9 protein-coding genes are annotated in these 12,100 nt (G+C 42.8%); 7 read left to right on the forward strand and 2 right to left on the reverse strand.

Going from position 1 to position 12,100, the window contains the following annotated elements; translation table 11 throughout:
* Positions 1-8 precede the first annotated feature (8 nt).
* Positions 9-1,061, forward strand: a complete 1,053-nt coding sequence (locus ACLI08_RS15155) for an AMP-binding protein (RefSeq protein ID WP_411429351.1) — start codon at positions 9-11, stop codon at positions 1,059-1,061.
* Here ACLI08_RS15155 and ACLI08_RS15160 read toward each other — a convergent pair.
* Complete coding sequence (locus tag ACLI08_RS15160; RefSeq protein WP_411429352.1) at positions 1,042-2,658, reverse strand: M1 family metallopeptidase; 1,617 nt, start codon at positions 2,656-2,658, stop codon at positions 1,042-1,044. The genes ACLI08_RS15155 and ACLI08_RS15160 overlap by 20 nt on opposite strands.
* 56 nt (positions 2,659-2,714) lie before the next feature.
* On the reverse strand, positions 2,715-4,652 hold the full coding sequence (locus ACLI08_RS15165; RefSeq protein WP_411429353.1) for a patatin-like phospholipase family protein: 1,938 nt from the start codon (positions 4,650-4,652) through the stop codon (positions 2,715-2,717).
* 157 nt (positions 4,653-4,809) lie between these two features.
* On the opposite strand from ACLI08_RS15165, the gene ACLI08_RS15170 reads away from it, so the two are divergent.
* The 6 genes from ACLI08_RS15170 (at position 4,810) to ACLI08_RS15195 (ending at position 12,099) form a co-directional block, all read left to right on the forward strand.
* Positions 4,810-5,946 (forward strand): glycosyltransferase family 2 protein, encoded by a 1,137-nt coding sequence (locus tag ACLI08_RS15170; RefSeq protein ID WP_411429354.1) that lies wholly within the window; start codon positions 4,810-4,812, stop codon positions 5,944-5,946.
* A 92-nt stretch (positions 5,947-6,038) separates the two neighbouring features.
* Entirely contained in the window at positions 6,039-7,367 is a 1,329-nt protein-coding gene (locus ACLI08_RS15175; RefSeq protein WP_411429355.1) for a dihydrolipoamide acetyltransferase family protein, read from the forward strand.
* A gap of 83 nt (positions 7,368-7,450) precedes the next feature.
* Positions 7,451-9,895, forward strand: a complete 2,445-nt coding sequence (locus ACLI08_RS15180) for a T9SS sorting signal type C domain-containing protein (protein WP_411429356.1) — start codon at positions 7,451-7,453, stop codon at positions 9,893-9,895.
* Positions 9,896-9,979: 84 nt separating this feature from the next.
* A complete protein-coding gene (locus tag ACLI08_RS15185) occupies positions 9,980-10,600 on the forward strand; it encodes a M15 family metallopeptidase (protein WP_411429357.1) in 621 nt (206 codons plus the stop codon).
* Between the two features lie 89 nt (positions 10,601-10,689).
* Positions 10,690-11,466 (forward strand): exonuclease domain-containing protein, encoded by a 777-nt coding sequence (locus ACLI08_RS15190; RefSeq protein WP_411429358.1) that lies wholly within the window; start codon positions 10,690-10,692, stop codon positions 11,464-11,466.
* Between the two features lie 21 nt (positions 11,467-11,487).
* Positions 11,488-12,099 (forward strand): fumarylacetoacetate hydrolase family protein, encoded by a 612-nt coding sequence (locus ACLI08_RS15195; RefSeq protein ID WP_411429359.1) that lies wholly within the window; start codon positions 11,488-11,490, stop codon positions 12,097-12,099.
* The last annotated feature ends 1 nt before the right edge of the window (position 12,100 follow it).

Raw genomic sequence — 12,100 nt, forward strand, 5'->3', positions numbered from 1 at the left:
ATAACACTATGTATTATTATGAACCGGGGTTTGTTCACCCTGATTTTAGACTGAACGGGTTCTATCTTTCGCCGGAAAACCTGCGGAAGGTAGCTTATGATTTCATTAAAGAAGGAGAAGACTACGAGCGCCCTATAGGGAACTTTCTGCTCGACTGGTTTGATGATAAAGATTACGTGGAAATGCGCACCAGTGGTACTACCGGAACGCCAAAAATTATCCGTTTAAAAAAGCGCCACATGGTAAACTCTGCGGTGGCTACGGGTGATTTTTTTGATGTAGGGTCGCATACACGCGCGTTGCATTGCCTGCCGACGCAGTATGTAGCCGGTAAAATGATGCTTGTAAGAGCCATGATACTGGGATGGGAGCTGGATATTGTTCCTCCGGTAGCCGAACCACTTACCAAAACCCCAAAAAACTATCATTTTGCGGCCATGGTGCCGCTTCAGGCAGAGCGTTCTTTTGAGGAATTACGCCGTATAAAAAAGGTGATTTTAGGCGGTGGTAAGGTAAGCCCGGCGCTCTCCGTACGGTTGCAAACGCTCCCTGTAGAAATATGGGAAACCTATGCCATGACCGAAACTGTAACCCATATAGCCGCAAAGCCGTTAGGCGAGGTAGCCTTTACCACGCTGCCGGGGGTAAGTGTTACTACCGATGCTCGCGGTTGCCTGGTAATTAATGCACCCGAAGTTTCAGATACCGCAGTGGTAACAAACGATCTTGCCAGCCTGCACGATGCACATCATTTTGTATGGCTGGGCCGCTTTGATAACGTAATAAACAGCGGGGGCGTTAAGCTATATCCTGAACAGATAGAAGAAAAACTGTCGCTGTTTATAAAACGCCGCTTTTTTGTTTACGGCCTGCCCGATGATACACTGGGCGAACGCATGGTGCTGGTTGTAGAAGGTGAACCCTTTGATATTAAAGAGGACTGTTACCTGGCGTTAGACAAATATGAAAAGCCTAAAGAGGTGTTGTTTGTGCCGGCTTTTGCCGAAACCGGTACCGGTAAAATTCAGCGCGCCGAAACTCTTAAAGCTTTGCAACCTTAATATAAAATTTTTTGTCTGCGGGTTGCACGTCGTTTAATGATGTGGCTTGTGTAGCAGTGCGCTGCCAGTTGTTTGTAGCTTGCAGGCGTACAGTTTTTCCGTTAATAGCTACGTCTACCGGCATGGCAAAATTTGGCTCATCTGTAACCCAGCGGTATTCCAGGTTGCTGCCATCCAGCTTTAGCTGAAGTATAGGTATGGCGGCATAACGCAGGTATTGGTTAAAAACAGGGGTAAGGTTTAGACCGCTTTCCTTATTAAAAAAGTTTATTACCGTTTCAGTATCTATGATCTGCTTTTTAAAGGCAGTAGAATAGTTATAAATAAGTTTCCACCATTTTGCATCATTGTTAATAATGTGTCGTATGGTGTTTAGCATAAGTGCTCCCTTAAAGTACATATCGCCGCTACCTTCCTTATTTACACCAAATATACCTATGGCAGGCTTACGGTTTTGTACGCTGTAGCGCTGCCCGTTAATGTATTTCATGGCGCGGTCGTAACCTTCGCGGCACTCCACATATACCGTTTCGCTGTAGGTGGTAAAGCCCTCATGTATCCACATATCGGCAATATCTTTACTGGTTATGCTGTTGCCAAACCATTCGTGCCCGCTTTCGTGTACTATAATATAGTCCCATCCCATGCCTACACCCGTACCCGAAATATCGCTGCCCATATAGCCTTTAAGGTATTTATTGCCGTAGGCCACGGCACTTTGGTGCTCCATACCCAGGTAAGGGGTTTCCACAAGCTTATAGCCGTCTTCAACAAACGGGTATTGTCCAAATTTTTCTTCAAAGCATTGCAGCATCGGCTTTACTTCCTCAAACTGTTTTTTTGCTTTTTCCACATTGTTTTTAAGCACATAGTAGTCCAGTGGCATGCCCTTGTACTCATCATGAAAATGCGCGTAATCGGCTATGTTTACCGTAATGTCGTAGTTGTTAATAGGGTTTTTTACCTCCCAGTCCCAGCGGGTGTAGCCGTTTTTAAGATCAGTGCTGCCCATGAATTTCCCATTGCTTACATCTATTAGTCCGTTTGGCACCGCTACTTTAATGCTGGCGCCACGGTCTGGCTCGTCGCTCTGGTGGTCTTTTACAGGATACCAAAGGCTGGCACCCGTGCCCTGTACCGCAACACCTACCCAGGGTTTACCGCTGTCATCTTTTGTAAATACAAAGCCACCATCCCAAGGAGCGTTTTTTGCGATAATCGGCGTACCGGAATATGCAAACCTAAGCGTGTACTCTTTATCTTTTTCCAATGGCTTGTCAAACGATATAAACACTGCATCATTATCGCGCTTGTAGATGGTTTTAAATGTATTAAGCGTAATGGCATCAATATTCATATTCGAAAAAAGGTCTACCTGAATGCGGTTGGTAGCAGCAGTAGCCTTAAAAGTAATATCATTATACCCTTTAATATATTTTTTTTCAGGGTCTATGGTAATGTTCAGGTCGTAGCGTTGCACATCATAGCTGGTACGCTCGGGGCGCAGGCCGCCCTGCAGGCTGTCTTTCCTTGTAAAGTTTTGTGCCGATGCCAATGCTGCCGTTACCAGCGCCGATACTACGAACAGTTTTTTCATAAATAATGCTTTTAATGTATTGGTATCAATACCGTGCCAATTGTTACTATAATCGTTTATTTCTTTACATCATCATCAAGCAGGCCGCGGGTGTCCATATCGCGTATAATGCTGTCTATAAAAAAGTCGGCCACCTGGCCTTTACCGGCATTTTTAGCAATGCTTATGTAGGCCTTTACAGCCGGGCGTTTAAACAGCGCGTCGATTTGCCTGCCAAACCATCCCTTACGCCGTATGCGTGCCACCACTGGGTTTTCCGGTGCGGGTGGGGTAGGTTCTGCATTCTGAACATTATCCATAACGCATTTAATGCGTTTTATTATTTTATCCCTAAGGCCTAATATGTAACTGAGCTTAATAGAGGGGTAGGGCACTTTGATTTCCTCATCGGGCGCCACTATGGTATAGCCATCTGCTTCGTTGCCCATTACCCTTAGGTCTGGCAGTATACAGTAAAAATCATCCAGGCGTTCGGTACCCGACGCACTTTTTACTTTTAATTTTACTTTACCCCAAGTGGCGCCGTTGCCATAACCGTAATCTAAGATAGGGTTGTGTGCATTTGCCGCTACAGTAAAATGGCGTTGCAGGAAACGCTGGCAATTACGCCTGCCTAAAAAGTAATCGTGCTTGCGGAACTCTTTGCTGAAAAAACCACCAAATCCACCCAGCGAGCCACAGGCTATAGTGTATTTTTGATCCTCGTGATTTTCATCGGTACGCTGCGGCATAATCAGGAAACGCGTATAGTCCTCGTCTAAATAGGCACGTTTTATCTGTTCATCCTTCATCATTAACTGGCTTCGCATGGCCGATAGTATAGTGGGCAGCACGTTTCGCCATGCCTTTTGCGCCCTGAACGCATCTTCGTTTATATCATCGCTTGGGAAAGGGTCTATCATAAGCACAATACTCTCAAAGTTAGTGGCATCGCGGGCTATTTCGGGTACGTTAAACGGAGGCGTGTTTATGTCGTCGTCGTTTGCGTCGAGCAGGCGTTGGTATTCGTTAAGCAACCGCGCCTCCCTGCGGTCTTCCAGCAGCTGTTCTGTAATTTCGTACGGTTCGTTATTAATAACCCCGCCATCTACATTTAAAGACACAAAATCGCCTTCGGGCAAAAAGTGGTACTCTACCTTTTCGGCTTCTAACAGGTTAATGTATTTACTTTTTTCTATGTAATGGCGTGCCCTTGTAAGCTCCCGGCTTTCCAGCCCTACAGGGAAAGCACCCGTACTCATGGCGGCCTGTTTCAGTATGCCGGTGTTAAGCCCGTCAGGCGCATTAAAATGTACCGGTATACGCCCGTCTGCACTCAGGTAGCTGTCATCTGCCGATTCATCAATTTTAAAAAACGCATAGTCGCGGTGCATGCGCATACGGTGTTCGCGTAGCCCTGTAGATGTTTTAAACTGTACTTTATAGGCAAATCCACGCAGGTTAGTAAGTGTGGTAAACACCTCCAGGCCCGGCGCTATGTAAGGGCGTTTATAAATGCTGCTTACCCGCTTATCCAGCATGGAGTCGGCTATGTCTTTTATAAAATTAGAGTTGAATCCCGCGCGAACCTCTTTAGATGGGTTAAATGCATCGGCTTCTATATCTGCGGTATCCAGCAGCAGGTCCATCATATCCCGATGTTTCCCTTTAGAATCAGTTCCCTCTTTAAGATTTACCCAGGAGTTATATAGCGGATTATTTTTACTGATGTTTTCGTCGGTGTAATTTTTAGCGGTAACAGGTTTAAAATCTTCCTGTATACCGGCTGCGGTTATAGCTGCTGTCATACCCCCGGCCGATGCCCCGCCCAGTACTTCTATCAGGAAATTATGTTTCGGTACCCCGGTAAGTTTACCTTCATCCTGTAGTTTTTTAGCTTTTTCCCAGTGTTCCAGAGCTTCCAGGAGGTAATCCATAACTCCCGCGGTATATGCTCCTGCAGAAACGGCCCCTGCCATGCAGATGCCTGCATAAAATGTATCTTTACTGTTCATTAAGGTTGGTGTATTAGAGTTGTAGATGGCATAAAAATACCTAAAAAAAACATTTTAGCTTATTGTAAGAGCTTGTTTTTTAATTATTTGTGGTTTATTTTAAGGTTTGTTGCGGGCTAATTTGCTAATCCACAGCTAAGTTAGTTATCTTTGCCTTATGCGCTTATCGGTTGTTATACTTAACTACAACGTACGTAATTTTTTGCATCTGTGCCTCCAGAGTGTACAGCATGCACTACGCCACATTGATGCTGAGATCATTGTGGTGGATAATAATTCGCACGATGACAGCTGCGCCAGGGTACGCCAATACTTTCCTGACGTAACCCTTATAGAGAACAAAGAAAATACAGGTTTCCCCAAAGGGAACAACATAGGTGTGGCTGCCGCTAAAGGGGAGTATGTATGTATACTTAACCCTGACACGGTACTGGCCGATGGTACATTTGAAAAACTGCTACTGTTTGCCGACAGTATGCCCGATGCGGGTGTTACCGGTATAAAGCTGGTAGACGGCAGGGGCAGTTTTTTACCCGAAAGCAAACGTGGGGTGCCTACGCCTTGGGTGGCATTTACAAAAATTGCCGGGCTATACAGGTTTTTCCCTGGGGTAAAATCGTTTAATAAGTACTATAATGTAGAGCTTCCGCAAGATGCCATAGGGAATACCGATGTGCTTGTAGGGGCTTTTATGTTCCTAAAGCGCAGTTTGTACTTAGAAGTGGGCGGGTTTGATGAAGACTGTTTTATGTACAGCGATGACCTGGACCTTTCTTATATAGTTACCAAAAAAGGATATCGTAATTTTTATTACGGGCAGGCTACAGCCATTCATTTTAAAGGCGAAAGCACCGTAAAAGATGGTACCTATATGCGTCGTTTCAGGGAAGCCATGCAGTTTTTCTATAAAAAACATTTTAAGGCATACCCGGTATTTGACTTGTTTATGCGTTGTGGTGCCTTTGCGTTTATGATGGTAAAAAAGAACCGTAAGGGTAGTGTGGTTATACCGCAGCGTTATGTGCTTATATCAAATAATGCTACTGTAGAACAGCAGCTTGCACTTGTTTTAGAAAAGCCGCTGCATCGTGTAACTGCCGGTACAGATGACCTGTTTTTACACCAAAGGGGTACCGAGGTAATTTTTGACGCCGATATTATATCCTATGGGGATATGATTACCTTCATGGAAAAATATGCAAACAGGCTAACGTATAAAATACGCCCTTCGGGTGCCCGATTTATTATAGGAAGCAACAGTAGCGACGACCGTGGCACTGTAATTAACTTTTAAGGTTGAGAAAAAATATTAACAGAATAGTTTTTGGAATGTTTTTTTATTAAATTCGCAAACAAAAATTTGAATTTCACCTTTTAATTAACAATATGGCAAAGTTTGAACTTAAGTTGCCCAAAATGGGAGAGAGTGTTGCAGAAGCAACCATAACTAACTGGCTGAAAAACGTGGGCGATACCATTGCCGCAGACGAAGCCGTACTTGAGATTGCTACAGATAAGGTTGACTCAGAGGTGCCTTCGGAAGTTTCGGGGGTACTGACCGAAATATTATTTAATGTAAATGACGTGGTGCAGGTAGGCCAAACCATAGCCTATATAGAAACCGAAGGTGGTACCGTTACCGCAGCAGCAGTAACCGAAACCGCCCCGGCAGCAGCCCACGTGGAAGCGCTTGAAAAAACCGTGGCAACAGCAGTAGAAAGCGTAGCTGCCCCGACAGATTTTTCGGCTTCAGAGAAGTTTTTCTCTCCGCTGGTTAAAAATATTGCAAAAGAGGAGGGCGTTACCGTTGCCGAACTGGAAAGCATAGCCGGAACCGGTAAAGACGGACGCGTTACTAAAAGCGATATACTGGAGTATGTAGCAAAAAGGAAGAGCGGACAAATGTCAGCTGTCAGCGTTCAGCCAACAGCTATCAGCGCTCCAAAACCACAAACTACAAACAATCAACCACAAACCGCAAAAGCCGCTCCTGTATCGGTTAACGGTGCTGACGAAATTGTGGAAATGGACCGTATGCGTAAGCTTATATCAGGCTATATGGTACAGAGCGTACAAACATCGGCGCACGTGCAATCGTTTATAGAGGTAGATGTTACCAATATTGTAAAATGGCGCGATAAGGTAAAAACGGCCTTTGAAAAACGCGAAGGCGAGAAGCTAACCTTTACTCCGATTTTTATGGAAGCGGTAGCCAAAGCGCTTAAAGACTTCCCGATGATGAACATAAGCGTAGATGGCGAGTACATCATTAAAAAGAAAAACATAAACCTGGGTATGGCTGCAGCCCTGCCTAACGGTAACCTTATAGTGCCGGTTATTAAAAATGCCGATCAGCTAAACCTTGTTGGCATGGCAAAAGCCGTTAACGACCTGGGCAACCGTGCTAAGGCGGGTAAACTTAAACCGGATGATACACAAGGTGGTACTTATACAGTGACTAACGTAGGTACGTTTGGTAGTGTGTTTGGTACGCCAATCATCAACCAGCCGCAGGTGGGTATCCTTGCACTGGGTGCTATACGCAAAGTGCCTGCGGTTATAGAAACCCCTGAGGGTGATTTTATAGGCATCCGCCAAAAGATGTTCCTTTCGCACAGCTACGACCACCGCGTGGTAGATGGTGCACTGGGCGGCTCTTTTGTAAAACGTGTTGCTGACTACCTTGAAGCGTTTGACGTAAACAGGGATTTTTAAGATTTAGATATTTTTATTATATGGAAGCCTCGCGGAAGCGAGGCTTTTTTTATTTTTGTGGCTTACTAAAGTAACTATATTATATGAAAACCAATCAATTTTTAAAAGCATTTGTGTGTTTTGTATTTTCTTGTGTAATGTATGCACAAGACGGTTCTGTTGATTTAACCTTTAACAGTGTAGATAACTCTCTAAAAAATGGTTTCGACCAAATTGTTTTAGATATGGAAGTTCTTCCTGATAATAAAATAGTTTATGTTGGAAATTTTATCCATTACCAAAACGCTCAGAAGCCATACATTGTAAGAGTAAATCCAGATAATACAATTGATTATACTTTTGATACGCAAACACATTTCAACGGATTTTTAAATAATGTAGCGGTTCAGCCTGACGGAAAGATACTGGTAGCCGGGTATTTTACACAGTATGGAGACACTGATGTTAATGGGTTTGCAAGGCTTAATCAAGATGGTTCATTGGATACTACATTTCAGGCTGTCAGTGGTCTTCGGCCAGGCTCGGTAGCAGAAATTAAGTTACAGCAAGATGGAAAAATTTTATTAGGAGGTAGCTTTGCAGGCGGCTTATTACGCCTTAATGGAGATGGGTCTGTAGATCAGTCTTTTTTGTTGGGTGAACAATTTTCTATGGTCACCGCCCTAACTGTTCTTGAAAATGGAGATATTATTGCAGGAGGATATGTAATGAATCCACCTTCAATTGTACTGAGAAAGTTTAGCTCTTCCGGAAGCGCGATAAATTTATATAATTCCATTACTTTTAATGACTACATCTATAATATAGTAGTTATGCAGGATGGAAGTTTATTGACTACAGGAGATTTTTCAAGAGTTAACGGTACAAATACTGGGTGTGTTGTTAAGGTGTTACCTTCGGGGATGTTGGATCAAAATTTTGGACTAACTATTTATGGAACTGTAAATGATAGTAAATTGTTGCCCGACAACAAGATACTTATTGCCGGCGGATTCCGTAGTTCTGAATTTAAAGATATTCTGCGCTTAAACGCAGACGGTTCGGTCGATAATTCATTTTTTACTTCTAGTTCATTTTTTTTGGAGACTTTAGGTGTGAAGTGCCTGGGTATTAGAGTAAATAAAATCATTGCGGCAGGCGATTTAACTGATTATGCAGGTGTTAGTTGTAATAATGTGATTTATTTAAACAATGATGGAACGGTATCTCCTGAATCAGAAATTGTAAATGGTGCAGATTTACCTGTTTACGCGATTTCTGACGCCGGAAACGGAAATATGCTTTTAGGAGGTGTATTTAATAATTACAACAACACATCAGCACCAAGGCTAGCCTTAATAGATCAAACCGGAGCCTTAGTTTCGGGTTTTAATCCAGGTAGCGGGCCAAACGGTTTGGTGGAAGATATTTTAAAACAGGATGACGGTAAATTTATACTTATCGGCTCTTTTGACAAATATAACAACGTAGACAGATATAGGATAACGAGGATTAATGCTAATGGAACTTTGGATAATTCTTTTAATGCTACTCAAAACTTTAATATATCCGGATATAATTATATCTCTAAAGTTGTATTGCAAGAAGATGGCAAGCTGGTTATTGCCGGAATCTTAGAAATACGATCTAATAATCAAATTTTAAAAGTTTCAATTCTGAGGCTGAATCAAGATGGTAGTTTAGATCAGGATTTTACCTTGATACCTACAGACAACCCGATTTGGGATATGGATATTGCAGCGGACGGAAGTTTTATGTGTCAGGTGCTAACAAGAGGCGCTATGGTTGTTGAAAAATTTAGTAGTAATGGTATTTTAGATACTTCTTTTCCTGTTTTAAGTGTGTCTAATTATTATTTAACAGAAGGAGTTGAATATATAAAATCTGATAAAAATGGAAAATTCTATGTTGCGCAACTGTATACGAACTTATACGGCCTAACCGGTATAAAGTATAGGCGTATCGATGCCAATGGCATTTTTGATGATTTTGATTTCATTCCAGCTTTCCTTACTAATGGTTCTATTGTCTCTGTGCAGGATGATTTGAAATTTCTGGCGACTTCGTCAATGTATGAAAATGGGGTTCAGTATTTAAAACTAATGCGATATAACTATGACGGTACTGAAGATGTTTCATTTCAGCCAATTTTAATGGTTAGTGGGCGCTATGTTACAGATTGTTTGTATGCACAGGACAAACTTGTGTTAGTAGGGAAATTTACCTCGTTTAATAGTATTATTCGTAACCACGTTGCGCGAGTAAATAATACCGTACTAGGAACGCCGGAAGTAACTAAAAAAGATGTGGAGATCATTGCTCTAAGAAAGGACAATAAAGTTTCTGTTGCTGCTACTGATAATATAGATGCTGTAAAAGTATATGACTTAGCAGGCAAGATGGTAGCCTCTGCTAAAAATATAAAGGCGTTGCAGGCTAGTTTACCATGTACTGTTTCCGAGAATAATGTGTTAATAGTAAATATAACACTTGAAAACGGTAGTACAGTGATTAAAAAGATAATGTAAAACATATTCCCATAAAAAGAAATCCTGCCTTGGCGGGATTTCTTTTTATGGGAACTTTCCTTTATATTTACCCAAACCCGTTACATGAAACTACTAACCTGCATATTGTTTTTCATCGCCCTTTCCGCATTTGCCCAACCCGAAACTATAACCCGCAAGTTAAACAACGACTGGGCTGAGGTGCAGTTTGATTCGCTGGGGCCGCTGAATAAAATGGCGTATGCCGATACGGCCAACTTTATGCACCAAAAGGTATATCCGTGCGCGCGCTGCCTGCTGCGCCCCGAGGTGGCTGAGGCGTTAGACAAGGCATACCAGTTGGCGCAGGATAAAGGCTACAGGTTGGTGCTGTACGATTGTTATCGCCCGTACCCCATACAATACAAAATGTACGAAATAGTCAACAACCCGCTTTACGTCGCTAAGCCCGGTAAGGGGAGTAACCACAACCGGGGGCAGGCAGTAGATATTTCCCTCGCCGATGAAAACGGTACGTTACTGGATATGGGTAGCGCGTTTGATGAATTTTCGGAAGTTTCGCATTATGCATACAGTGATATATCGCGCAAAGCCCGCCGTAACCGCCGCCGATTGCGTAACATAATGACCGAAGCGGGTTTTACGCCTATGGAAAGCGAGTGGTGGCATTTTGATTATAAGCAGCGTACTTACGATACATCCGACTACGTGTGGGATTGTTATTAATTCTTCCGCATTTTTACCGCATAGAAAACTGTGCAGAATATTCTTTTTATAATTTTGCTGCCCTATATTTGTAATAACATTAAAGTTATATGGAACTTAAACTGCACCGCCCCATCTGTTTTTTCGACCTTGAAACTACAGGTACCGACATAACCCGGGATCGTATTGTAGAAATCTCAATACTTAAGGTATACCCTAACGGAAATAAAGAAAGTCGTACGTGGCTGGTAAATCCTGAGCGGCCTATTCCGCCGGCTACCACTGCGTTTCATGGCATTACCGATGATAAGGTGGCTAATGAGCCTACGTTTAAACAGCTTTCGGCTCAGGTTTATGCCATGATAAAAGATGCAGATTTGGCCGGATATAATTCAGACCGTTTTGATATTCCGCTGCTTGCCGAGGAATTGCTTCGCGCAGGAGTTGATTTTGATATGAAAAACCGCGTTTCGGTAGATGTGCAAACTATTTTCCACAAAAAAGAAGAACGCACCCTAAGTGCAGCCTATAAGTTTTACTGCGGTTTAACCCTTGAAAATGCCCATAGTGCCGCTGCTGATACCAATGCTACCTATGAGATACTAAAGGCGCAGCTGGACAGGTATACCGACCTGGAGAATGATATGCGTACCCTCTCTGAATTTACAACCCGTAAAAAGGCGGTAGATTTTGCAGGCTTTATAGCCCTTGACGATAACGGGCACGAGGTGTTTACCTTTGGGAAGTTTAAAAACGTAAGGGTAGAGCAGGTGCTGGAGCAGGAGCCGGGCTACTATGGCTGGTTTCAGAGTGCTGATTTTCCGTTGTATACTAAAAAAGTGCTAACGGCCATAAAGCTCAGGAAATTAAATAATAAATTAGCGTAACCCCACTAATTATTTCAGTTTATGAAAATTATTTGCATCGGGCGTAACTATGTAAACCATATAGCCGAATTACAAAACGAAAGGCCGGCAGAGCCCGTAGTGTTTATGAAGCCCGATACGGCTGTACTGCAAAAAAGTTACCCTTTTATTATTCCTGAATTTTCTAATGATGTACATTATGAAATAGAGGTTATTGTAAAGATAAACAAGGTAGGTAAGTACATAGACGCTAAGTTTGCCCATAAATATTATGATGAAATAGGGGTGGGTATAGATTTTACCGCCCGCGATGTTCAGGACAGGTTAAAAGATAAAGGCCTGCCATGGGAAAAAGCCAAAGCGTTTGACGGTTCTGCGGTTATAGGCGAATTTGTTCCTGTGTCCGGCTTTGAGTCGGTAGACAGTGTAAACTTTGAGCTGCATAAAAACGGTGTGGTGGTGCAAAAAAGCAACACATCGCACATGATTTGGAAAATAAATGAGCTGATAGCCGAAGTAAGTAAATATGTTACCCTGCGTACCGGCGATGTACTGTTTACAGGTACTCCCGAAGGTGTAGGTCCGGTAGCTGAAGGCGATGTGCTGGAAGGCTACCTGGAAGATAAAAAGTTGTTTAAGGTTCAGGTAAAGTAAT

It is taken from the genome of Flavobacterium sp. RNTU_13, assembly GCF_046614455.1.
Taxonomy (GTDB): Bacteria; Bacteroidota; Bacteroidia; order Flavobacteriales; family Flavobacteriaceae; genus Flavobacterium.